The following is a 24,827-nucleotide window of genomic DNA, read 5'->3' on the forward strand; positions in this document are numbered from 1 at the left end:
TCCGTTGTCGCGATTTCTCCTGTTTCCATAAATTGTTTAAACCGACCCAAAGAGTGCAACAGTAGTCTTGTCCCTCCCCTTTATAAGGGGGGGGTTAGGGGGGGTCAAAGATTGTTGCGCGATTTTAGATAAATGGTATAAATTTGCATTCAAAAATTAAATTAGGGTAAGCGTGGTTGTTACTTACCCCTTATAATTTTTGTGCGCTACTGATGGAACATTTTGAGACTCTTAGCCAACTGAGTAGGCGCGCAATTTTAGCTAGATATACTTGTCTACGCTCAGCGTTAAAATCAAGAAGGTTCCTAAAAGATGACCTGCACTCATGCAAGCTAGAAATGCGGGGACGCTAAGATTGTTAAATAAAGAGGCGAAGGGCAAGGGCATTTTCGGCCCGACGTGAGGATGCCAAATTACGCGACTGAGAACTAGCAATGCTAAGATATTAGAAATAAACATCACTAGCGGTTTTTGCCAATTACCTGATGCTGTATCAGCTACAGCAGATTCTACTACGGCTAACAAATTAGAGCTGAGCATTATTCATTCTCCCATTTTGCACAAAATCTCAGAGGTACTCGATCGGACAAAATAGCTGAGTATTTTTCACTGGAATTTGCCACTGTTAGCCAGTCTGGCCCTATAGATATTTCGCTATAGTGCCAGACTGCAAATGTTGGCTCATTATTAGTGAGCAATATAAGTAGGCAGAAAGTGAAGGACATCGCGTAGAACGCTATATCCAGCAAAGTCCCAGATCAAATAAGCCAAGAAACCAATCATCGCTAAGCGACCGTTCCAAAGTTCTGCTTGGGGATTGAAACCAAATAGGAAAGCGTTGCGGTCTTTGCCGTTGTAAGCAAGGGCATTAGGGGGTAAGTTTGTAGGACGAGTTTCCATGTTTTAGTGCTCAACGCCTAACGGCATCAAAGGTCTGTGCACACCTTAGTAGTTAAATTCCTCCTATTGTTTGATGTGCTCAACGCCTAACGGCATCAAAGGTCTGTGCACAGGATCAGAGTACCGACAGCCAATTCATTATCAAGCCTGCTCAACGCCTAACGGCATCAAAGGTCTGTGCACCTTTTAACTTACTTTTTAGCGAGTCTAAGGTTCTAGCTGCTCAACGCCTAACGGCATCAAAGGTCTGTGCACCTCTGTTTCAGTTTGCTGACTGATAAATTCTTCTGTCTGCTCAACGCCTAACGGCATCAAAGGTCTGTGCACCTGCACTGATTCCACCGAAGCTCCAATTTCTCCCCTGCTCAACGCCTAACGGCATCAAAGGTCTGTGCACTTCATAAATCGTAAAACAAGCCGGCACTTCTTCAACTGCTCAACGCCTAACGGCATCAAAGGTCTGTGCACTACAGCTTCTTGAGGGGTGCGGGCAGGGACTTCGAGCTGCTCAACGCCTAACGGCATCAAAGGTCTGTGCACCGTTACAAGGCAAGATTAACCACAGCAGCCGGGTTCTGCTCAACGCCTAACGGCATCAAAGGTCTGTGCACAGCGTGGCTTGGGGAAACTTATCGGAAATGGAGATATTCGGCCTGCTCAACGCCTAACGGCATCAAAGGTCTGTGCACACTAAACCATCCGGGTTTAGCGAATGGATTATTTGCTGCTCAACGCCTAACGGCATCAAAGGTCTGTGCACACTCACAGCCTACGACGGAATGGAAAGGGAAGCTAACTGCTCAACGCCTAACGGCATCAAAGGTCTGTGCACTACGATCGCCAACGGAGCGAACTTCGCGAAGCTCTGCTCAACGCCTAACGGCATCAAAGGTCTGTGCACAGTTACTATTAGGACCTCTTGGTATAGCACCATTCTGCTCAACGCCTAACGGCATCAAAGGTCTGTGCACATCCCGTGCTAAGTCATTTTTGAAGCGATCGACTTCTGCTCAACGCCTAACGGCATCAAAGGTCTGTGCACAGCGGTTCCTGAAACCCTTATATAGCAAGGCCTCCCAGCCAGTTTTGCAAGCACCCCACCACTCAACGCAGCCGGAGATAGCAATTATGGCAAAAAACCTACTAACCAGAGACATACAGCAACCCTCAAAAGCTTACACAGCCTAGGTTTTGTGAAAATGCAAGCACCTCCTCGCCTGTTTGAGAGGCCTCAAAGCCAATCAGGTAAAGGTTTTGAACCCCATAAAAGCCTAGTTGATTTCTTCACAACCAGAGGTGCTTGCATTTTAGGAATATCCTAAGAGCTTTCATCAACAGACCAAGTACCAAAACTATTTTAAGCGACAATGGCTTCAACACACCGATCGGACCCAGGAATCACAAACAAATTATCCTGCTCGGCCAGGACTCCTATAAAATCCTCTCTTCAGCGGAATTATTAAACACTCTCTTCTCTTCCTTCGCGTCCTACCCTACGGGAACGGCTTCGCCGAACGCGCCTTCGCGGTTAAATCATTCCGATACAACCGGAAGTGGTATCATTTCACTTCCAAGTGCCCGTTTTCCCGATCGCCCACCATCCTCCACCATCCTACACAGAACACGATCGCCCTTAGCATCATTAAAATAATTAGATAAACAGAGCGATCGGGAGAAAAAGTTATCGAAACCATCTACGGCAATCTTCAAGGTTTAAAGTCCAGTCAGCTTAAACAACTCGAAAAGCTTTACCACCAGAGACTTCCAGGCGATCGCCTGACCACGACAGAATTTGCCCAGCGCCTCGCCGCCATCAGCACCGAAATAGACAAACCCATCTGCACCTACATCAATCGTCGCGGACAAGTAATTCGCGTCGGTGTCGGTACTCCCCGCCAAACCCAGATTCCGCCCCTAGAATTGCCCCGCTACGGCGGAGGTCGTCTCAGCGGCATTCGCTGCATCGCCACCCACCTGAAGCCAGAAATACCAAGCGAAGCAGCCCTGACAGCTATGGCAATTCAGCGCTTGGATGCCCTAGTGTGGCTGACTTTGACAGGGGGAGGATTTCAGCGACGGGGTGGTGGTGCAACAGGTTACATCCAAGAAACCTATCTAGCTCACCTGATACCTCAAAAAGACCAAGCAACTTTTGATTTTTCAGTGTTGACTTCTGAGTTAGAAGAAGGTTCAAATCCCGTAGAAAAACCTTCTATTGAAAACTCACAAATCAAAACTCAACACTTTCCCTGGAAAGTGTCTGAACCTCAGAATTTGGATGACCTCAGCAACCAAGATTTTCTGGATTTAGTAGAAGGACTCGAAGCTGATTTTGAAAGGGAATTTGTCGCCAGACAAGTTGATGCCGATCAAGATAAAGTGCTGCTAGTAGGTGTTATGACTCAGGAAATTACCCTGCTAGATTTTGAGGATGGACTAGCAGAAATCACCAGGCTAGTTGACAGCGCGGGGGGTCAGGTACTGCAAACAGTGCGCCAAAAGCGATCGCGCCCCCATCCCCAAACCGTTGTAGGTGAAGGCAAAGTTCAGGAGATTTCTCTGACGGCTCAGACAATTAGCGCTAACCTCGTAGTATTCGATCGCGACCTTTCCCCCGCACAAATACGGAACCTAGAAACTCAGATCGGTATTCGCGTAGTCGATCGCACAGAAGTAATACTCGACATTTTCGCCCAAAGAGCGCGATCGAGCGAAGGTCAATTGCAAGTAGAACTAGCTCAACTACAATACAGCCTGCCCAGACTCAGAGGTCGGGGTCAAGCCATGTCCAGACAAGGTGGTGGCATCGGTACCAGAGGGCCTGGGGAAACCAAACTGGAAACAGAACGACGGACAATCGCCAAACGCATTGCTCGATTGCAGCAAGAAGTCAATCAACTACTAGCCCACCGCTTCCGACTGCGACAAAATCGCCACCACCACGAAGTACCCTCCGTCGCCATCGTCGGCTACACCAACGCCGGCAAATCCACTCTACTCAACCTGCTCACCAATTCCGAAGTCTACGCGGCGGACCAGTTATTTGCTACCCTCGACCCCACCACCCGACGGTTAACCATTCAAAGTCAAGTCCCTGGGGAAATGCTGTCCATCGTCCTGACAGATACAGTGGGCTTTATTCGGGAACTACCCCCCGCCTTGATCGATGCTTTTCGCGCCACCCTCGAAGAAGTGACAGACGCCGATGCTTTGCTGCACGTAGTCGATCTCTCTCATCCAGCGTGGCAAAGCCAAATTCGATCGGTCATGAATATTTTGACAGATATGCCTGTAACCCCTGGGCCAGCCCTTGTAGCCTTCAACAAAATCGACGCAGTAGATGAGGATACCCTCGCCCTAGCGCGAGAAGAGTTTCCCCAAGCCGTATTTATTTCCGCGGCCAAAGGTCTCGGCCTGGAAACACTCCGCGAGCGACTAGCTCAGCTCATTCAATACGCCCTCTGCCTGCGGTAATTACTTAAAGATGAGTTTTAAGTAGTTGACAACCGTCAAAATACTTACATATACTGAGATACAACCCTCAGCGATCGTAAGACTATGGAATGGTAGTCAAAGTGGGTTATTGCAAAGTACAATGTAGTAGAGTGAGTTGTAGCCAACCTAAATCATTACTTTGAGGAGGCACTATTCCAGGTGAAAATACTCTTTGCTGATGGCGGTAATAGCTGTTAGTCAATCAAAATTTCCAAAAAAATGTGGCAAAGCGGCGTAAATCACAAATTGTTGACAGAATGTGAAATAAAATAAAGTTATTCTAGTTTTGGGCGATCGGCTCAAACACTAAATTAGCCTTTACAAGCGCCCGCTTGCTCCCAAGTCAACTTATTCTAATAGAATCAAAATTCTTGTCCACACAGTGCCGATTTAGAGCACTACTTGTATCATTCGATATGATCCGATTTTACCACTGTTTAACTAAATAGTTATGTGTACGCTCCTGGCAAAACTAAGAATTGGACTCTCTGCCACAGTCGCGACAGGGTTCTACTACCTAGCTGCGGCTCCTCCGGCGACCGCAGTAGACGTGTGCGGGCCTGGAAATTTTTCTAGTGCCTGCGTCACCCCCGCACCAGACACAGCAACAACAGCCTCACCAGCACCAGACCCAATCGTTGCCTCACCAGCACCGATACCAGACCGAAGCGTTGCCTCACCAGTAACTACACCAGACCCAATCGTTGCCTCACCAGCACCGACACCAGACCCAATCGTTGCCTCACCAAGCCTAAGCCCAAGCCCAAGCCCAAGCCCAAGCCCAAGCCCAAGCCCATCACCAGCAGCAGTAGTGACACCAGATCCGATACCACTATTGACAGAGCCAACACCATTAGCATCACCATCACCAGCAGCAGCGATAGTCCAGCCAGTGTCAACACCAGCACCGATACAGAGTCCGGTGCCGACTTTTAACATATACACGACCACAGCGCTCAGAAGCTCAACTTCTATTCCAGAACCAGGTACTGTAATTGCACTGCTTCTGACTGGTGCAGGAATCGTGACTTCGGTCAAAAAACGAAATAAGCAAGTTGGTCAGCAGCGCTAGGCTGGTGCAAGGCGCTGCTTGTCTGAAAAATGTCTCCGTTCCTTGAAGCACGGGTGCTTTTTTGTTTTTAGGGGTATAACAAAAAAAGTATAAAAAATAACATTACGGCAGTATGGCTAAAAATATTATATAAAAATTTAAATAAGATTTGTTAAGATTAGAATTCAAGAATATAGTGATGGTTAAAAAATCCGATGTCCCCTAACGTAGAAATTTACACTTGGAGAACCTGCCCGTTTTGCATTCGTGCCAAAGCACTGCTGAAGCGCAAAGGGGTGGAGTTTACAGAGTACGCGATCGACGGAGATGAAGCAGCACGAGCTAAAATGAGCGATCGAGCTAACGGACGCCGCTCTTTACCCCAGATATTCATCAACGACGAACACATAGGTGGCTGCGACGATATCCACGAACTAGAAGATATGGGCAAGCTAGACACTATGCTAGGAAAATAAAAATTCTTTTCATGCGAAATTTGACTCAAACCAATTCATAAGTGCCAACTGACAATGAAATTTGCATTCATCATCGATCCCCTCGACAGGCTAATTCCAGGCCATGATAGCAGCGTAGCACTGATGGAAGCAGCCCAAACTTTGGGTCACGAAGTCTGGGTGACTCAAGCCAACGAGTTAAGCGTCATCGGTGGTAAAACCTGGGGAATGCTGAGTCCGGTGACACTAACCCCAGTAAAATTGGTAGATGGACGTTGGGTGGCGGCTGAGGTTTGGTACGAGGTAGAAGCACCAACTTTGCAGCCTCTAGAAGCAATGGACGCAGTATTTATGCGTACCGATCCCCCAGTGAATGTGCCTTACCTCTACGCTACTTACCTGCTTGACTATATCGATCCTGCTAAAACTTTGGTGGTGAACAGTCCACAAGGATTGCGGGATGCGAATGAAAAAATGTACGCTTTGCAATTTGAAGGAGCGATCCCAGAAACAATTGTCTCTCAAAGTAAACAGGTAATTCGGCAATTTGTGGAGAAAAAAGGAGCAGCAGTCCTCAAACCTTTGGGTGGGAAAGCTGGGGAAGGAATTTTATTTTTGGAAAAGGGCGATCGCAACCTCAACTCTCTGGTGGAAATTAGCACTCACCAAGGTAGTGTTCCAGTAATGGTTCAGACTTATCTGCCGGAAGCAAAAGAAGGAGACAAACGGATTATATTATTGAACGGCAAGCCGATCGGTGCTATCAACCGCATTCCCACCGGCAATGAATTTCGTGGCAACATGGCCGTGGGTGGCCGAGTCGCAAAAACCGAAATTAGCGATCGCGAACTGCAAATTTGTAGTCAGTTAGCGCCAGTGTTGCAAAGGGACGGATTGTACTTTGTGGGAATTGATATCATTGGCGGCTATCTCACCGAGGTTAATGTCACGAGTCCTACAGGGATCAGAGAAATCGACTTGTTTAATGGGGTTAGTTTGGGCAAAGAAGTAATAGAATGGGTAGTAAGTCATTAGTCAGTAGTCATTAGTTATTAGTCAGTAGTCAGTAGTCAGTAGTCAGTAGTCATTAGTTATTAGTTATTAGTCATTAGTCATTAGTCATTAGTCATTAGTCAGTAGTCAGTAGTTATTAGTCAGTAGTCAGTAGTCATTAGTTATTGGTTACTGGTTATTTACTACTAATTAGCAATGCCCAATTCCCAATTCCCAATGCCCCATTCCCAATTCCCAACTATTAAATTATGTCTAAAATTGGCGTTGCAGTAGTCGGTACAGGTTTCGGTCAAAAAATTCACATTCCCGGATTCCAAGCCCATCACCGCACAGAAGTCGTGGCTGTTTACCACCGGAACTTAGACAAAGCTCAGGCGATCGCCTCTAGCCAGAATATCCCCTATGCTTGCAACTCCATAGAAGACATAATTGCCATCCCAGAAGTAGCAGCAGTCAGCATTTCCACCCCGCCATTTCTGCATTTTGAAATGGCAAAAAAAGTCTTGGCAGCAGGGAAACACTTATTGCTAGAAAAACCCACCGCCCTCACAGCAAATGAAGCTAGAGAACTCTACAAATTGACCAATAAATCTCAAACAAACCCAGAATCCCCAAGTGTGAAAACCATCGCAACCATGGATTTTGAGTTTCGCTTCATCCCCTCTTGGCAAATGCTAGCCGAACTATTAGCCACAGGATATGTCGGAGAAAAACGTTTAATTAAAATAGACTGGCTGGTATCGGGCCGGGCTGACGCTAATCGCCCTTGGAACTGGTACTCACAGAAAGATAAAGGGGGCGGTGTTTTGGGCGCTACAGGTTCCCACGTCTTTGATTATATTAACTGGCTGTTCGGTCCAGTGAAGAGGCTTTCTGGACAATTAATCACAGGAATTTCGGCGCGCCCAGACCCTGATGAATTAGGAAAATTAAAACCAGTAGATGCAGATGATTCTTGCACTTTGATGCTGGAATTAGCAGACGGCACCCCTTGTCAAGTTTGCTTGAGTTCAGTTACCTATCAAGGGCGGGGACACTGGGTGGAGATTTACGGAAGTAAGGGGACTTTAGTTTTAGGAAGTGACAACCAGCAAGATTATGTCCACGGATTTCGCCTGTGGGGTTCCCAAGGCCCAGAACCTTTAGCTGAAATCAAAATTCCTCAAAGATTGGAGTTTCCTCAAGTTTATCCAGACGGCAGAATTGCACCGTTTATTAGAGTAGTAGATAAGTGGGTAGAAGCAATTGATGGGGGTGAATCTTTGATACCGTCTCTGAGGGAAGGGGTTTACTCCCAGTTGTTGATGGATTTGACTCAGGAGTCTCATGCGACGGGAACTTGGGTTGAGATACCGAATTTGGATAAATTTTTGAGTGGTAAGTAAATAGTTGACACTCTCAGGTCTTTCATACGCTGAGATTCTGCGGACAAAGTAGACTTTGGGTAATACCCAAAGTCTAACTCTCGCTACGTTCGTCAAGCAACGTCTACCAAGTCGGCTGAGGTCTACGCCTAGCCTACTCGCTACTTTTCTCAGAATGTTGGCAGCGCCATTTAAGTCTGCATTTACCACCCTGCCATTAGCTGACTGATACAAGCCACGTTTAATCCGCTTTCCAGATGCTTTCCACCCAGATGGTTTTTCACCATATTTGGGTAGGGAGTCTCCATCTAAAAAACTAGCTTTCGATGTATACGCTTCTTCAGTTTCAACAAACCTGATACCGTGCAAATCACATAGTTCTTTTAACCTATTTTTCAGCTTACCTAAAGGCATTTGAACAAACTTTTGATTGTTCGCTTTACCGAGATTACTATTAAACTTAAAACCTTCATTCCACCCAACTATCAGTGTACCAATTCCGGATTTAAGGCAATGGTTGGCAATCAACTTGGCAGCCTTATTGATACCATCACGCATTTGGTGATTACGTTTGCGAGTCACACTGTCTAGCCAATTATCCCAATAACCTTCTGGCTTTCCTTCTTTTCTAGTTGCTACTTTTTTGTTCCACAATTGATTCATCGCTTTCATTCCACGAGAATCAATTAAGAAGGAATTTCCTAGTGTATCGACACAAGCTGCTAAATTATCAGCAGTTCCCAAGTCAATTGATAATGCTTGACCTATGTCCAGATTGTGTTGTTCTTTTTCAACCTCGTAGGACATTTCCAGGTAAAAAGCACCATTTTTAGGGAGGGTTTACCAGTAAGGTTTATTTGGACCTACCTACTTAGATGACATCGAAGCATCCCGATTGTGTAAGGGCGAAGCATGACCGCAGACAATTTATTAGTGATAACCAGAGATTTACAGCGGTCATGCTTCGCCCCTACGAAGATATTTGCAAAACCCTGGTGGGGGCAATCCCCCCGTGGTTGCCCCCAAAATCCGCACCATCATACGCCTACCTAGCGCTCAAATTGCCATCCAACAGCAACAGCAAACCCCCACGGAAATTGCACCCAATTCCATGCTGATGGTAGAGCACTCGCAAGGCAAAAGCGCCTTAAAATTTACCCAAATCGAAGCAGCCGCCATCAGTCAAATCAACCAAACTAATCGCGCCTCCAATGCAGCTACGAAAACCGAAATTATTCAAGCATTAAAATCCAATAGTGGCATCTTTCATTATACAGGCCACGCCTACCACAACACCGAAAAGTCCGAGAATTCCGCCTTACTTTTAGGCACGGGCGAAGAATTGACATTGACCGACATTTTACAGTTAAAATTAGTCGATTATTACCTAGTCTGCCTCAGCGCTTGCGAAACTGGTATCACCAAGAAAGGCGAGTTAATCGATGAATTTGTGGGCATAGCCAGCGGCTTTTTGCCGGAAACTAATTATATTATCAGCACTTTGTGGCGAGTGGACGAACGTTCTAGTGCTTTGTTATTGATTTATTTCTACCAGTTATGGAAGCAGGGAATCCAGCCACCGGCCGCCCTACAACAAGCGAAAGATTGGCTCCGAGAGCTCACGAATGGTAAGCTAGGTGAGTGGTATGCGGGCGAGTTGTTGCCTTTGTTGAGAAAGGCTGGGTTTGACAACATCTTTTTCTTTGAAAGGGAAGCCTCACGACTGCAAAAAAAATTAGCTAAAATAGATGATAAACCCTACGAGCATCCTTACCACTGGGCTGCTTTCACTATTACCGGCAACGGTTAAAATATTATGACTTCTACACAGGTTACTTTATCGGGATTCGATCAGTTTGCACCCAAAGCTTTTTTGCTCGCCCTCGCAAGATATGAAGCACCTCTTTCGCCTGAGTTGATAGCTGAAGTGAATGATGTTGGCGCGGCTTTGGTGAGTGGTGAATTACAGAAAGCGGCTTTGCTTATTGATATTGCTCAAAAAGATAGGGATTTTTATGAGTGTTTTAATGAGGCTTATGAGGAGTTGCAGGAACTTGATGAGTCGGAGGAAAAGAATAAGTATTTGGCTGAGTTGGATGAAAATACTCCGCCGCGCCAGACTGATGATTATAATAATTTTTTGGCGCCTCCTTTGACTAATCCTAATCCGCAGAGTGTGGCGAGGAAGTTGTTGGGACAGGCTAGTGATTTGGTGGAACGGGTTTATCGATTGATGTTTTGATTTAAGGGCGCTTGGTGGAGATTACCGGCGGCCACCCGGCGGTTGAAACCGCGGCTACACAAACGATGTCCGCCTCCGCGGACTAAGATTACCCGGCGGTTGAAACCGCGGCTACTAAGATTACCCGGCGGTTGAAACCGCGGCTACACAAACGATGTCCGCCTCCGCGGACTAAGATTACCCGGCGGTTGAAACCGCGGCTACACAAACGATGTCCGCCTCCGCGGACTAAGATTACCCGGCGGTTGAAACCGCGGCTACACAAACGATGTCCGCCTCCGCGGACTAAGATTACCCGGCGGTTGAAACCGCGGCTACACAAACGATGTCCGCCTCCGCGGACTAAGATTACCCGGCGGTTGAAACCGCGGCTACACAAACGATGTCCGCCTTCGCGGACTAAGATTACCCGGCGGTTGAAACCGCGGCTACACAAACGATGTCCGCCTCCGCGGACTAAGATTACCCGGCGGTTGAAACCGCGGCTACACAAACGATGTCCGCCTTCGCGGACTAAGATTACCCGGCGGTTGAAACCGCGGCTACACAAACGATGTCCGCCTCCGCGGACTAAGAGGTAGATTGGTATTTGAGGTGAATCGGTAATTTATAACCGCCGAATGAACCAGATTTAATGTTATTCTTCAGTCCGCGGAGGCGGACTTGGTTTGTGTAGACGCGGTTTCAACCGCCGGGTCATTTTCTGGGTAATTTTTTGTAACCATCAACAAAATATTTTATGCTCAAATTAGTTGACCCTACCCTGAATTTATTTAGCTACACTCTCAAACAAGGGTTGGGTGTCGGCGAACCGGAAACTCGCAAAGTCTATGTCAAATTTTTAGATGGCTTAGCTGAACAACTTCACAAAAAACTGACTGTTTCTTTTACCCCGGAACAAAAACAAAAATTTCGGGCGCTACAGGAGGAAGCAGTAGCAGATTTACCTTTTACAGGAAACCTGAATAACCATCCAGTTAAGGGCCGCTACCGCCGCTGGAATGTTACGGATAATTACCAACTTTTATTTGATGGTTATGTAGATGATAAGTATGAAAATACACAAATTATTAAGCTGATTGAAAGTTTGAAATATTTAATTCCTCAACCGCCCAAGTTGGAAAATATTGGCAAAACTTGGATGCTTTCGGGGTGGCTGGAATCTGGGACTGATTTGGAAGGGACAGAACTTGCGAAACAGGTTTACAAGTGTTTGTTTGCAAAAGATGGTGTTTCTCAAGGTAGTGGTGAGTTTTTGGGTGGGAAAGTATTTGAGTTTTGGGGTGATAAGCTTGAGGATAATTTGCAACTTTTGGTGATTTTGTATCCCGATGAAGCTGCTTTTCGGGAATGTAGCAATTTTGATATAAATTGGCTGGATTTGCTGTGTTTCCGCCATAAGATTATTTGGGCTTATGAGAAAAGTCTGTTGTTAAAAGAACGGTTGGTGAGTAATTACAACCAAATTGTGGAGATGAGGAATACTTCTCGTCTGAATCTCCAGAAGTTGATGGAGGCGATGGGGAAGTTGTCTGAGTTTGCGATCGACCTTAATTATCTAGAATTTCAATACAGTACAATTAAGGTTAATCTGGAAAAGTATGAGGCTAAGTTAGTTGAAATTAAAACTAAGGCTAGACTTAGTGATGATTTGAGATTTTTGCAGTATTTTTTCAACAAGGCTGAACAAACTTATCCCAAACAAATCCAAAAAGATATTGACAATTTTCGTCCTTGTTTGGAAATTTTGCGGAGTTTGACTGATACGATTAGAGGTGCGGTGGAGATTCGGAAGGCTGAGAGCGATCGCACTTTTCAGACTGCTGTCGGCATACTTGGAGTCGGACTATCAACTGGTGGGACTGTAGCTTCCGTAGCTTCTGCAACTGCTAATTTTAAAACAGAAATAGCACAATATCCCAAACTCAATTTTGCCATAAATATGGTGCCAATTTTTTCTCCTGGTTCGGAACTGAGGTTGATTCTGGGATCTGGTATTCTATCAGCATTAGCGGCTAGCTTGGTGACAGCGATAATTATAGGTGTGTGGTTGCGAATTTTCCGGCGTTGGTTTCGGTAATTTAAAATTGAGATGAGTCCTAATTACTCTACCAAGCCCCAAACCCGATAGACTAGATAGATAAACTCGATCGATCCCTATATCCAGAGTCGGTAGTTGTGAATGGCGCGCCCTGAAAGTCCTTGCCTCAGTATAGCGATCGCTCGCCTGAAAGCCGCTGGGGCAAACCATTTTGCTACCTGGGTGCTACAGGCCCCCTATCCCAGCGGTTACGTTCACCACGATTGTATGTGGCCCCCCACCCTATCCCAATCGTGGCAAGCTTGGCAAGAGATGTTCTCCTCCTCCGGGACAATTCACCAATTGCCCTCCAATTCTGATGGTAGTTTCATGTCTGTGGAACATAGCCAAAAAATACTGGAAACCACAGAAAAAGCAAGCCCTTACTCCCTACAGCTACCTCCATCTTCAGGAGTATCAGTCCACCTCCCTCAAAGGGGTGGCGGTGAGAGGGGGGAACCAACTCCACCCCCACAACCGACTAGCTACAGCAGTCGCTTGATGCAGCATTTTGGCATCAATCTTTGGCAGTGGCTGTTTGAAGGACCAATTCAAGGTAGTCTCCAAGAAAGTAAAGGTATCGCGATCGGACAAAATCAACCTCTGCGAGTACGACTAGACTTGCGGGAACCTTATTTAATTGCTTTACCTTGGGAAATTATGCAGCCTCAAGCCGGTCAACCGGCAATTTCTCTGTCCCAGCAATTGCTGTTTAGTCGCACTACCAGCAATGTTGAGCCTTTGGGACCGCTGCGTCTGGCCGATTCGCTCAAGATTTTGCTAGTTTTGGGACAATCAGATCCTGGCAGTGCTGTCAATAGTCAATCTTCTAGCACTAATCATCGTCAGTTGCATTTAGAAAAAGAAGCACTGGCCTTGCGTCTGGTTCTGGAAAATGCTAATAAAACCGACGACACTGGTAAATACTTCGAGGTTAACGTTCCGACTCACGTCGATACTCTGATCGAACCCACCCCAACAGAATTAATTTCTCGCTTGGAAACACAAGCCTATAACATCTTGTTTTATGCCGGGCACGGGATGCCGGGGCCTGATGGAGGTTTGTTGTTTTTGGGGCCGGACACGATTATTAACGGCACTGAACTGGCTCAGGTTTTAGTCCGGTGTCGGGTGACGTTGGCAGTATTCAATGCCTGCTGGGGAGCTCAGCCGGCCATGGAGACGGTTGATTCTAGCAGTGGCCAGAAACAGGCGATCGCCCGCAGCAGTCTAGCAGAGGTATTGATCCATCATGGAGTGCCTGCGGTGTTGGGGATGCGGGATTCGATCGCCGATCGCGAAGCCCTGAGTTTTATCCAAACTTTCGCCCAAGCTTTGGCTGGAAGGATGTCCATCGATCGGGCTGTGGCGATCGCCAGACAGCAGCTACTGACGCTTTACAAGTTCAATCAACCGGCTTGGACACTGCCGGTGCTGTATATGCACCCGGAGTTCGATGGTCAATTGACTGAACCGGTAGATGACATCAAAACAGAATTGCCTGTAAATTCTGCTACTTGGCTGGGACGTTTGCCCTCCTGTGCTTATTTGCGGGGGCGCGATCGAGAAGAGGAAACAGCCCAAAGTTCTAACCCCAATCAGGTTTGGCCAATTCGGGGTGGAATGGTTCGAGTCGGACGTTGGGAAGAAAATGATGTAGTGATTCGAGAACAGTGGGTTTCTCAAAAACACGCGGAAATTTTCTGCCGCAACAATATCGAAGATGGCCGGGAAGAACCTCGCTACTTCCTGCGGGATTTCTCTCGTTATGGCACTCTAGTCTTGGGGGATGAGGGATGGCAAAGGGTTCACCACCAGGAACTGTTGTTGCGATCGGGCACTCAGCTAAAATTTGGCAGTTCTCAAGGTCAGATTTTTGAGTTCACGATCGAGGTGCCAACAACTTCTACCTAAAATTAAATTGATTGCGGAACCAATACAGGTGATAGTGTAGCTAGTTTTAGCAATCGGCGATCGGGACGGCAAAGTTTTAGACCTTGAGTCTCAAGTCTGGAGTTAAAAAAAATATTCACAACTCGCAACTCACACTTCCCATTCATCCCGTTCTGTATTTTTTTCCCATTTAGGTATTAAATTATGGCTCCCCAACCTTCTGATTCTCAATATTTTCGCGACTGTGAAACTCAGGTTGAGATGGAACTTCTGGCAACAATTGTTCAGACCGATGTTGCTTACCCCTGGAATCCTGCACAGGTTGAATCAGAATCTTATTTGATGGCTTTAGAGCAAGAATTTGCACTATCCGATTCCTTCAGCGACACGGATATTGCCCAGAAGTCACAATTATTATTCTCGCAATTAGAACAAGTCTGGCTAACCACAACTTTGCAAAAGTCTTTGCGGGATAAATTTGTGAGTTTTCCTCAAGATTTACTCGCCAGCATCGCACAAAGTGTCCAAAATGCCACGGTCAAATATCAATATTTAGCCGACCAAATGGTAGAGTGCGTGTTAGATATTTTACCTCAGTGGGATGAGGAAGATTTGCAAGTTTTATCCCGTCCTTTGGCCTATGCGATGCGAGATGTTGAAGGGGAAGGGGGAGAATTAGGGATGGTTTTTAGCAAACCTTGGGCAGAATTGTCGGAAATAGAACGGGCTAAATATAGTTTGACTGTGGCGCGCTATGCTATATCGCAATTGGAAGTTTCTGATTGAATGTTATGTAGTTTACGGTTAGACCTGATTTATTTAACCGCAGAGGACGCTCTTGACGCAGAGGAGGAGAAGAGAGTGCGTTGAAGAAAATTGTGAAAATGTTAAAATGTGTTTACATTGTGTTTGAAAGCTTTTGTAGACTCGATCGGGCATTTCACATTTATGACAAATTCAAGATTTCACCTTCGAGACTTTAAACGCCCCGTGCCGATCGCCACCTTAGTCCTATTAGGGGTAGTGGCTTTCGTAAGTGCGATCGTCGGGGCGTGGTTTTCCCATGAAGGCACTGTCAGCGGTATTTTTGCCCAAATCAATATTTGGCAACAAAACCCGCCTGTGTGGCTCGAAGTGCCTGCTGTCAGCCAGATGTATTTATTACTCCCGACTCTCATCCTAGTATCAATAGTCTTCGCTGTATTGAAAATTTCGCCTCGGCCCCAGAAATGGTCACAGGCTGTGGTAGTTGCGATAGTTTTGGCTTTAACAATTCGCTACTTTTTGTGGCGATCGCTCGCTACTCTCAATCTCAGCAGTCCCCTCAATGGTATCTTTAGTTTGGGGCTGTTTTTCCTAGAAATGTTAATGGTTTTCACTAGCAGCAGTCTACTTTACTTCACCCTGAGAGTGAAAGATCGTGGCCGAGAAGCCGATCGCATGGCAGTTGCCGTTGAGTCAGGATACTTTTCCCCTTCCGTAGATATTTTAATCCCAACCTACAACGAACCAGCCTTTATTTTAAGGCGCACAATCATCGGTTGTCAAGCCTTAGACTATACCAATAAAAAAGTATATTTACTCGATGATACTCAACGTCATGAAATCAAATTATTGGCAAAAGAACTCGGATGCGAATATATAAGCAGACCAGATAATCGCCACGCAAAAGCTGGCAACATAAATCATGCCACAGCTTTAACCAATGGAGAACTCATAGTTGTTTTCGATGCAGATTTTATTCCAACCACCAACTTTTTAACCAGAACTGTAGGATTTTTTCAAAATCCAGAAATCGCCCTTGTTCAAACTCCTCAAAGCTTTTACAATCACGACCCCATCGCCCGCAACCTGGGATTAGAAAACATTGTTACTTCCGAAGAAGAAGTATTTTATAGACAAATTCAACTCCTCAAAGATGGTGCAGAAAGTGTAATTTGTTGTGGCACATCTTTTGTGCTCAGACGCAGCGCTTTAGAATCTGTGGGAGGCTTTGTCACAAATTCCGTTTGCGAAGATTATTTTACGGGAATTCGGCTATCAGCAAGTGGATATAGTTTAGTTTATTTAAATGAAAAATTAAGTGCAGGTTTAGCTGCGGAAAATATAGATGCTCACCTAACTCAAAGATTGCGCTGGGCGCGAGGCACCCTCCAGGCATTTTTTATCGATTCCAATCCTTTAACTATTCCGGGGTTAAAATTGCGACAAAGACTGTCTCACTTGGAAGGATTGGTGCACTGGTTCACCAGTTTAAGTAGAGTTTTATTACTGTTGATGCCTTTGGCTTACTGGTTTTTAGGCATCCTTCCCGTGCGGGCAAATTCCCAGGAATTAGTGTATTTCTTTCTGCCTTATTATTTAGTCCAAATTACGGTCTTTGCTTGGCTAAATTACCGATCGCGGTCTGCTTTACTTTCCGATGTTTACTCCTTTGTCCAGTGTATCCCTTTAGCGATGACGGTGGTGAGTGCCATGCTCAATCCGTTTGGGAAGGGATTTCAGGTGACACCAAAAGGACTTGCTAGCGATCGATTTCATTTTAACTGGAATTTGGGATGGCCTCTGATCGTCTTGTTTGTAGTTACCGCTTGGGGTTTGTGGCAAAATTTAAACATTTATTTATTTCACAATATTGGTAGTGGACAGGAAGTAGCAGCAAGCGCCGATGCGTTAAAAGGGATGAGTTTTGGCTGGATTTGGAGCGTTTACAACTTGCTGATGTTGGGGATTGCGCTACTAATTTTGGTGGATATTCCTAAACCGGATATTTACGAATGGTTCAATTTACGCAGGGTTGTACAATTGAAGATTGGGGGTACAACTTTTTGGGGTATAACTACTGTAATTTCGGAAAGTGGTGCTGAAGTGGCTCTGACTCAGCAGCCGAGTTTTGGTTTGAAAGGTAAAGTCAACAAAAATAGTTTGATTACAGCCGAAAATTTGCCAAAATATGCTGTGAGGGGAAATGTTTCCCAGGGTGCAAGATTCAACTCGAACCAGCCATTCCAGTCCATGCTTGAGTTGGAAACAGAGAGTAGTTTTCCTATAGATTTGATAGATTGTGCATCGGCTACTTTGGAAATTATGGAAGAGCAATGTTTGATTCCTGTGGCTAAGATTGAGTTGGTGAGGGATAAATCACGGTTGGATTCAAGTTTTCAGCCATCAGGATTTCCCACTGTCCGAATTGCCTTCGATCGCCTAAATATTAACCAACACCGTTGTTTGATTGAAATGCTCTATTGTCGGCCTGGACAGTGGCAAGGGGTGGAAACACCAGGAGAATGGCGATCGCTTTGGTTGTTGTTGAGAATAGCTTTGAAACCACGGGCTATTTTTGAAAGAAATCGACCCGTTAGGGCGATCGCCGTTTCCCAAGTTTAGCTACATCTCCGTACCCTGAGCGTAGTCGAAGGGTTCCATATAACTGGTTCCCAGGCTGGAGCCTGGGAACCCATATCTAGAGGCTCTGCCTCGCTGGGGGGGAAATAGAAATTGAGGCAGAGCCTCCGGATCAGCATTACCAGGCTGGAGCCTGGTAACGAGTAGAATTTCACAGTATAAGTATTGCCGTAACATAAAGTTAGTTATTTTTCTCGAAAATACCCAATCTATGAAACTCCACTCATCTTTGGTTTATACAACTGCTTTGGTAGCAAATGTGCTCCTAGCATCTGTCACCGCTTTCAGTATCAGTGTTCAAGCCCAGACGAAAAACTCTAGTGAGAATTATCGATCTCAATGCAGTTTTTACGGACAGAATCAACCACAAGCACAAACAATCGGCTGTTCAATTAAGCAGAATCCCAATCAAATTATCATTAATTGGGATGATGGGTTCACAACTAATTTGGTGTTTTCAAAAGATGGTGTTTGGCAATCAATGCCATCTCGCTCCAAAGCAGATGTAACATATTATGCTGGTAGTGGACAAGTATCGAGGGTCGAAATTTATGAAGGCCCAGGTAAAGGGATTCTGGTTGTGAAGCCAGCTTTGAACTAAGCTCAAAAATTCTGGCTCTATCTGAGAGACAGGGCTGTTTCATTCTCAAACAAATCATCGTTTTGTAGGGGTAGTGGATGGTGCGTGCCTACCCTCCTCATCCACGATTTTGTATGTGTTTCAGAGGTTGGGGCGGGCACGGGGGCACCGCCCCTACAAGAGAATGAAACAGCCCTGATCTGAGAGATGACGATGGCGGTTTTGGGGTGGGTGCCTTGGGAAGAGTACGAGTTGGTGGTGATGGAGTCGGCAGATTGACGCTACTGCGTGTAAACCACCATATAGCAGTACCCAGAATCGCGATCGTCATTAAGAGTGACAAAATAACCACAGGGGTTTTAGTTTTTTGCACAAAAATATCAAATTTTAGATTGTATTTTAACACATAAATAAAACACTTTTTTGTTAGATTCCCTACTTCTTAAAGAAAGTGGGCATCTGAGAATATCGACACAAACTCACTGGGAGCATCCCGATTTTGCATAGGCGAAGCATGACCGCTGTAAATCTCTGGCGCAAGCTAATAAATTGTCTGCGGTCATGCTTCGCCCCTACGAATATACTTGTAAAATAGAGATGCACCCAACTCACTCCTGTGGTTGGCTATACAATCGCATCTTCAATTCATCCCGAAAAGCAATCACCGCATCAAACTGTTCCTCTGGCTTGACATAATTAGCTAACAACTCCATGTCACATTCTGGCAACAACTCACTCCTGACAACGCACTCATAGCCATCCGCCCGCAGATGATGAATCGTAAATCGTCCTGCTTCCCACACCCAAACTTCCGTCACTCCCAGCCCTCGGTAAATCTCCAACTTATCCACAATGCCACTACTGAGCACAACCTCGATCGCTAAATCTGGAAAATCCTTTTTCTGTCCCAAACAATAGCACTCATCAGGCTCCAATCCGCGCTGCTTAGAAACCTTGCGAAACGTTGCCGTACCGATCGCATGAAAGCGGGTACGTGTATCCTGAAAATATGCTTCCATCAGCATCCCAATCATTTTTTTGAGCTCTTCATGCAGGGGAGATGTACTCATAATTTCTAACATTCCTTCCAAATAGCTCAACCGCAAAGCTGGAAAATCATCGCCAAAAGTGGCTAACAATAATTCATACTGTTGCCAACTTACCCCCTCCAACACCACGCGCTGTTCTGGCAAAGATTCAGCTATCACCGGAGACACAACTTGAGAAGTCATAGGATTCACCATCCAAACTTGTTGTTCTATTTTAATATAAATTATCCCTAATTATCAATTTATAACCTACATTCCACACTCACCAATAGCTCATATCAATTCCGGTTGTATCGTCAGGTGATTTAACCGCGAAGGCGCGTTCGGCGAAGCCGTTCCCGTAGGGTAGGACACGAAGGAAGAGAAGAGAGAGTTTAATAATTCCGGTGAAGAGAGGATTTGGTATCACAAACCAGATATCGGTACAAAGTCATAACCGTAACTGGTGCGATTTCCCGGTTGCACAGTTACTAACTGAACGCCTTGATTGCGATCGCCCGAAGCTAAAAATCGAATCGCGCCATTCGCCCCCATTACCGAAAAATCCGACGCTGAGAGAGCTTTTTGAATGCCGCTACGAGTCGGATTCACCTGTAAACCAGCAATTAAAGCTTTCGCCGCGTCGTAGGCTAAAGCTGTACGCCAACTGACTTCAGCATTCCACAAAAGTTTTGATGCTTGGGGAAAACTGGACTGGGGATCTGCCAGAATGTGCCAAGGAACTGCGATCGTCATACCTGTTGCTCCCCCTGCACCAATTTGTAGTATTTTAGCCGTATAAGCGCCATCTCCAGCTAATAATGGCAGCCGTTTCGCGTTGAATTTCACTACTTGCAAAGCTTGCTCTATGGTGCTAGAGTTTGATGCTAACATGATAGCTTCTGCTCCTTGGGCGATCGCCTTTTCAACGCTATCAGCAGCATTAAAATTGCCGTTAACTAAATCAAACTCCGATATAATTTGTCCTCCATCTGCGTAGATAGCCGTGGTAAATTCATTTTTTAAAGAGTTGCTGTAACTGCTGGTCGAATTAAAAAAAATCACAACTTTTTGCTTTTTCAATTTTCCTAACATATAGCGAGAAAGAGCATTAGCCGCAAATCGATCGCTCGGTACTGTCCGAAATATATTACTACCAATCCCAGACAGTTGTACAGAGGTACTGGTAGGAGAAATTGCTACTAATTGATTTTGTTGATAAACCTTACTGGCTGCGAGGGTGACATCAGAGCCAAAATGTCCGACTACTCCTAAAACTTCCGATTTTCTAGCTAAATCACTGGCTATTTTGGAGGCTATCTCTGGGTTATTATCATCATTAGCAATCAGCACTTTTAAAGGAATACTGCTAATCCCACCACTTTGGTTGATTTCATTTTGAGATTGAGCCACGCCCCGCAGAATTTCTTGAGCTGCATTGATATCGCTACCAATGGGAACAGCCACAGCAATAGTATAGGATTTTTTGTCGCCAATCCGGGCGTTATTGAGATAAATTAAGGCTTCTGGATCGTTGCGATTGGTTTGTAGGGAGGCTTCTAGAGTCGAAATAGCTGTGTTGTAGTTGCTAGATGCGATCGCCGCTACAGCTTCTTGTTTTTTGGCCGTTGCTCCCCCTGGAATTAACAGTTTTTCTCCTAAGCTCAAGCGCTGCTCAATGGACTGTTGTGATTGCGAAGCATTGGCTGTTGGGGAAGTATTAGAAATCAATTTTTCCGCAGACTTACTCCCTAAATTGATGCCTTTATTGTTTGTCAGCCACCAAATACCTGCACTGGCTAGCCCCATGGTAATTGCTAAGGATAACACTAGAATAACTGTTTCATTTTTTTGAGACATGGGTCTAAAATTTTAAATTGTGGATAATTTGTATGTTTTTGATTAGTAAATCAACTTGTCTGCCGCTGAGCGAAGTCGAAGTATGGGGCCTAGGGCGTGTTTTCAAACTACTCCTTAAGATTTAGATCCCCCTAAATCCCCCTTAAAAAGGGGGACTTAAAGACTCTTTCCCCCCCCTTTTTAAGGGGGGCTGGGGGGGATCTCCGGGTTTGAAAACACGCCCTAGGGTACTTGGGCTCCAGCGTTGTCGAAGTATAGGGCATTACCAATTACCTATTACCAATTCTCGATCGTACCTCCTCTTTCTGAGAAAGGCTATATAAGTCATCATATTTTTACACTACATTATAGCCAGAAACCCGATTGCTGATATAGCAACAGGCTTAAATATCCATCGATGTTGCTTGTCTGCGGAAGCAGACGAAAGTTTGACACGCTTTTAAACCGCCCAAGAAACTGCAAGCCTAAAAAAATAAAAAACCCCCAAGGCTGGGGGTTTTTTGCTGAATCTACTACTACCTTAGAAAAGAGTGAGGACGTAAATCAGCAAGAACAAAACAATCCAAATAATGTCCACGAAGTGCCAGTAAATTTCTGCCATTTCGATGCCTGTGTGCTTAACATTTGAGTAATGGCCCTCGCGGCGACTCCGCCACAGCACGCCCAAAATTAAGCAGATACCAAGAAAAACGTGCAAACCGTGGAAACCGGTCATCACATAGAAACAGTTAGCAAATATATTCTCAGTCAAGCCATAACCCAAGGTCATATATTCGTAAACTTGACCTCCTAAGAAAACAAGTCCCATCACCGCAGTAATGGCGTACCAAAGTCGCATTCCTTTGATATCATTCTTTTTCACGGCTGTGTCACCGAAGTGAATTACAAAACTGCTGGAAACCAGAATAATTGTGTTGATTGTCGGCAACAATAATTCTACTTCTGTGCCTTCTGGTGGCCAAGATTCTGCACCACCTCGCAATAATAAGTAAGTTGCAAACAGCCCTCCAAACATGAGGGATTCAGAAATGAGAAAGGTCACGAGTCCAAACAGTCGCAAATCTTCGTGTTCTTCGTGGTGTTCGACTACACTCGCGGCCGCTACTGGGGGCACTGACGAGTTGAGTACACTTTCTGGGCTATCAATTGTTGAACCTTGCATAAAAGTCTCCAATATTGAACAGGTGAAACTATCTTTTTTAGAAACCGGACTTCTCCAAGAAGTATGGGCGGGGGCGGGTTTATCAGATTGTCGATTATGGGCAATTATGTTGGTAAACCCGCCCCTACAAAATTTCACATCATACAATTCCGAATCAGACGGAAATCATATTAGTTACCAATGACAATTGACAACTATGAACTGACAACTGATACCAATTTTTTATGAGGCTGCATAGAATTTTATCCCCCCTAACCCCCCTTAATAAGGGGGGGACAAGAGTAGCGTCAAAGTCCCCCTTATTAAGGGGGATGCGAGGGGGATCGGGATATGTGCAACGACCCATTAAATTGGTATGACAACTATCAACTGACAACTATCAACTGTCACCATTTTTGTTGACATCCGATGCAGATTCAGCTACCAAAACAGAGGTAGAAGATTCAGCTTTTTGATTACCTGCTGGAATCAGGACGCCTAAAGGATCTATGTTCGGAACGAAATTATTCATCCCGTAGTCGTAGGGGCCGTGAGTGATTACGGGCAATACTTCCCAGTTTTCAATGATTGGTGGCGAAGCAGTTGTCCATTCCAAAGTTAAGGCTTCCCAAGGGTTGCTGCTGGCTTTGGGGCCGTACATCCAACTCCAAATCATGTTGAAGAAGAAGGGAAGTACCGAAAATCCGAGCAGAATTGAACCGTAGGTGCAAATCTTATTCAACGACTCGAATTGTGGGTCATACATGGCAATCCGGCGGGGCATTCCTTGCAGGCCCAATTGGTGCATGGGTAAGAAGGTGAGGTTGGTGCCGATGAAGGTGAGGACGAAGTGAATGCGGCCCCAGGTTTCGTTGTACATCCGACCGGTGATTTTGGGGAACCAGTGGTAAATTCCGGCGTAGAGGCCGAATACGGAACCGCCAAAGAGCACGTAGTGGAAGTGGCCGACGACGTAGTAGCTGTCGTGTACGTGGACGTCGAAGGGGGCAGTGCCTAAGGTGACTCCGGTCAATCCGCCGAAGACGAACATCATCAATAGCCCGATCGCAAATAACATCGCACTGGTGTAGCGGATTTTACCGCCCCACAGGGTAGCTGTCCAGCCGAAAATCTTAACACCGGTGGGAACTGCCACAATTAGGGTGGAAACTGTGAAGAACATCCGCATCCAGGGAGGTGTACCGCTGGTGAACATATGGTGCACCCAAACGAACAGTCCGACTAGGCAGATGGCTAAGCTGGAATAGGCGATCGCCTTATAGCCAAAAATCGGTTTACGTGCGTGAACTGGGATAACTTCGGACATGATCCCGAAGATGGGCAGAATCATCAAATAAACTGCCGGGTGGGAATAAAACCAGAATAAGTGTTGATAAATAACGACGTTGCCGCCTGCATCTGGTTTGTAGAATGAGGTGCCGAAGTTGATATCAAACAGCAGCAATGTCAAGCCCACTGCTAATACTGGAGTTGATACCAGTGCCAGCACTGAAGTTGCTAAAATTGACCAGCAAAATAGGGGAAGTTGATCCCATTTCATGCTGGGAACTTTCATCTTGAGGATGGTGACAACAAAGTTGAGCGAACCTAAAATTGAGGATGTTCCTGCTAGGACGATCGACAAAATCCACATTGATTGAGCGGTGTTGGCTGTAATCACGCTCAGCGGCGGATAGGAGGTCCAACCCGATTGAGCTCCTCCGAAGAAGAAACTGCTCATGAGGATAAGTCCGGCGGGGGGATTCACCCAAAAGGCGATCGCGTTGAGCTTGGGAAACGCCATGTCTCTGGCACCGATCATCAGCGGGACTAAAAAGTTGCCGAATCCGCCGATCGCTGCTGGCACGATCCACAGGAAAATCATGATCGTCCCGTGGTTAGTCAGGAAAGCGTTGTAGAGGTTCGGGTCCATAAAGTCGGAATCGGGGGTGTAGAGCTCCGCCCGCATCGCCATCGCCATTAATCCGCCAATCAGGTAGAAAATAAAGGCTGTTACTAGGTATTGAATACCAATTACTTTGTGGTCAATGTTGAAAGTAAAGTAGTCATACCATTTCCACGCTTTTGGATGGTGGGAGTAAGTATCGCCTTTAATTTCTGGTGGCGTATTTACCGGAAGTTGTGCTTGTGCCATTTGATATGTTGGGAATTTTAATTAGAAGGAAGAAGGAAGAAGGAAGAAGGAAGAAGGAAGAAAGAAGAAGGAAGAAGGAAGAAAGAAGAAGTCATATAAAATCATCTTTTCATCGTCCTGTATTAAACTCTCTCTTCTCTTCCTTCGCGTCCTTCGCGCCTTCG

The 24,827-nt window shown here is 45.6% G+C and carries 21 protein-coding genes, 1 pseudogene and 1 CRISPR repeat array; of the genes and pseudogenes, 12 read left to right on the forward strand and 10 right to left on the reverse strand.

What is annotated here, in order from left to right:
- Positions 1-261: 261 nt before the first annotated feature.
- The 4 genes from P2A85_RS17430 to P2A85_RS17445 form a co-directional block, all read right to left on the reverse strand.
- A complete protein-coding gene (locus P2A85_RS17430) occupies positions 262-540 on the reverse strand; it encodes a photosystem I reaction center subunit PsaK (protein WP_377474193.1) in 279 nt (92 codons plus the stop codon).
- Between the two features lie 147 nt (positions 541-687).
- Entirely contained in the window at positions 688-900 is a 213-nt protein-coding gene (locus P2A85_RS17435; RefSeq protein ID WP_377474195.1) for a chlorophyll a/b-binding protein, read from the reverse strand.
- A gap of 6 nt (positions 901-906) precedes the next feature.
- A CRISPR array of direct repeats spans positions 907-1,942; the repeat unit is 35 nt; unit sequence TGCTCAACGCCTAACGGCATCAAAGGTCTGTGCAC.
- Between the two features lie 517 nt (positions 1,943-2,459).
- The gene (locus tag P2A85_RS17440; RefSeq protein ID WP_377474197.1) at positions 2,460-2,594 is read right to left on the reverse strand and encodes a hypothetical protein; all 135 of its coding nucleotides are present in this window, start codon (positions 2,592-2,594) and stop codon (positions 2,460-2,462) included.
- A 19-nt stretch (positions 2,595-2,613) separates the two neighbouring features.
- A complete protein-coding gene (locus P2A85_RS17445; protein ID WP_340524523.1) occupies positions 2,614-2,766 on the reverse strand; it encodes a hypothetical protein in 153 nt (50 codons plus the stop codon).
- Here P2A85_RS17445 and hflX point away from each other — a divergent pair.
- The 5 genes from hflX (at position 2,737) to P2A85_RS17470 (ending at position 8,300) form a co-directional block, all read left to right on the forward strand.
- The gene (hflX, locus tag P2A85_RS17450; protein ID WP_377481556.1) at positions 2,737-4,374 is read left to right on the forward strand and encodes a GTPase HflX; all 1,638 of its coding nucleotides are present in this window, start codon (positions 2,737-2,739) and stop codon (positions 4,372-4,374) included. The two genes, P2A85_RS17445 and hflX, sit on opposite strands and share 30 nt — an antisense overlap.
- A 472-nt stretch (positions 4,375-4,846) precedes the next feature.
- Positions 4,847-5,467, forward strand: a complete 621-nt coding sequence (locus P2A85_RS17455; RefSeq protein ID WP_377474199.1) for a PEP-CTERM sorting domain-containing protein — start codon at positions 4,847-4,849, stop codon at positions 5,465-5,467.
- Positions 5,468-5,661: 194 nt separating this feature from the next.
- Entirely contained in the window at positions 5,662-5,922 is a 261-nt protein-coding gene (gene grxC / locus P2A85_RS17460) for a glutaredoxin 3 (protein WP_340524521.1), read from the forward strand.
- 54 nt (positions 5,923-5,976) lie between these two features.
- Positions 5,977-6,936, forward strand: a complete 960-nt coding sequence (gene gshB / locus P2A85_RS17465) for a glutathione synthase (protein WP_377474201.1) — start codon at positions 5,977-5,979, stop codon at positions 6,934-6,936.
- A gap of 227 nt (positions 6,937-7,163) precedes the next feature.
- On the forward strand, positions 7,164-8,300 hold the full coding sequence (locus tag P2A85_RS17470; RefSeq protein WP_341732282.1) for a Gfo/Idh/MocA family oxidoreductase: 1,137 nt from the start codon (positions 7,164-7,166) through the stop codon (positions 8,298-8,300).
- 204 nt (positions 8,301-8,504) lie between these two features.
- Here P2A85_RS17470 and P2A85_RS17475 read toward each other — a convergent pair.
- Positions 8,505-9,086 (reverse strand): annotated as a pseudogene (locus tag P2A85_RS17475) (transposase); the annotation flags it as partial.
- A 205-nt stretch (positions 9,087-9,291) separates the two neighbouring features.
- Here P2A85_RS17475 and P2A85_RS17480 point away from each other — a divergent pair.
- The gene (locus tag P2A85_RS17480; RefSeq protein WP_377474203.1) at positions 9,292-10,089 is read left to right on the forward strand and encodes a CHAT domain-containing protein; all 798 of its coding nucleotides are present in this window, start codon (positions 9,292-9,294) and stop codon (positions 10,087-10,089) included.
- Between the two features lie 6 nt (positions 10,090-10,095).
- Complete coding sequence (locus tag P2A85_RS17485) at positions 10,096-10,521, forward strand: hypothetical protein (protein ID WP_377474205.1); 426 nt, start codon at positions 10,096-10,098, stop codon at positions 10,519-10,521.
- Positions 10,522-10,609: 88 nt separating this feature from the next.
- Here P2A85_RS17485 and P2A85_RS17490 read toward each other — a convergent pair whose 3' ends face one another.
- A complete protein-coding gene (locus P2A85_RS17490) occupies positions 10,610-11,071 on the reverse strand; it encodes a hypothetical protein (protein ID WP_377474207.1) in 462 nt (153 codons plus the stop codon).
- A gap of 189 nt (positions 11,072-11,260) precedes the next feature.
- Between P2A85_RS17490 and P2A85_RS17495 the strand changes: the two genes are divergently transcribed.
- From P2A85_RS17495 to P2A85_RS17515, 5 genes are all read left to right on the forward strand, one after another.
- A complete protein-coding gene (locus tag P2A85_RS17495; RefSeq protein WP_377474209.1) occupies positions 11,261-12,601 on the forward strand; it encodes a hypothetical protein in 1,341 nt (446 codons plus the stop codon).
- Between the two features lie 102 nt (positions 12,602-12,703).
- On the forward strand, positions 12,704-14,515 hold the full coding sequence (locus P2A85_RS17500; RefSeq protein ID WP_377474211.1) for a CHAT domain-containing protein: 1,812 nt from the start codon (positions 12,704-12,706) through the stop codon (positions 14,513-14,515).
- 183 nt (positions 14,516-14,698) lie between these two features.
- Positions 14,699-15,280, forward strand: a complete 582-nt coding sequence (locus P2A85_RS17505) for a hypothetical protein (protein WP_377474213.1) — start codon at positions 14,699-14,701, stop codon at positions 15,278-15,280.
- Positions 15,281-15,442: 162 nt separating this feature from the next.
- Positions 15,443-17,881: a glycosyltransferase family 2 protein gene (locus P2A85_RS17510; protein ID WP_377474215.1), complete on the forward strand. Its 2,439-nt coding sequence runs from the start codon at positions 15,443-15,445 to the stop codon at positions 17,879-17,881.
- 229 nt (positions 17,882-18,110) lie between these two features.
- Complete coding sequence (locus P2A85_RS17515) at positions 18,111-18,500, forward strand: hypothetical protein (protein ID WP_341735271.1); 390 nt, start codon at positions 18,111-18,113, stop codon at positions 18,498-18,500.
- Between the two features lie 587 nt (positions 18,501-19,087).
- On the opposite strand, the gene P2A85_RS17520 is transcribed toward P2A85_RS17515, so the two are convergent.
- The 4 genes from P2A85_RS17520 to ctaD all read right to left on the reverse strand — a co-directional run bounded on the left by P2A85_RS17520 (position 19,088) and on the right by ctaD (position 24,663).
- Positions 19,088-19,711: a Uma2 family endonuclease gene (locus tag P2A85_RS17520; RefSeq protein WP_377474217.1), complete on the reverse strand. Its 624-nt coding sequence runs from the start codon at positions 19,709-19,711 to the stop codon at positions 19,088-19,090.
- 222 nt (positions 19,712-19,933) lie between these two features.
- The gene (locus tag P2A85_RS17525; RefSeq protein WP_377474219.1) at positions 19,934-21,367 is read right to left on the reverse strand and encodes an ABC transporter substrate-binding protein; all 1,434 of its coding nucleotides are present in this window, start codon (positions 21,365-21,367) and stop codon (positions 19,934-19,936) included.
- A 520-nt stretch (positions 21,368-21,887) separates the two neighbouring features.
- Positions 21,888-22,529, reverse strand: a complete 642-nt coding sequence (locus tag P2A85_RS17530; RefSeq protein WP_377474221.1) for a heme-copper oxidase subunit III — start codon at positions 22,527-22,529, stop codon at positions 21,888-21,890.
- 379 nt (positions 22,530-22,908) lie between these two features.
- Positions 22,909-24,663 carry a cytochrome c oxidase subunit I gene (ctaD, locus tag P2A85_RS17535; RefSeq protein WP_377474223.1) on the reverse strand — a complete coding sequence of 585 codons (1,755 nt, stop codon included), beginning with the start codon at positions 24,661-24,663 and terminating at the stop codon, positions 22,909-22,911.
- Positions 24,664-24,827: the final 164 nt, after the last annotated feature.

Source organism: Microcoleus anatoxicus (genome assembly GCF_042465725.1).
GTDB classification, from domain to species: Bacteria; Cyanobacteriota; Cyanobacteriia; order Cyanobacteriales; family Microcoleaceae; genus Microcoleus; species Microcoleus anatoxicus.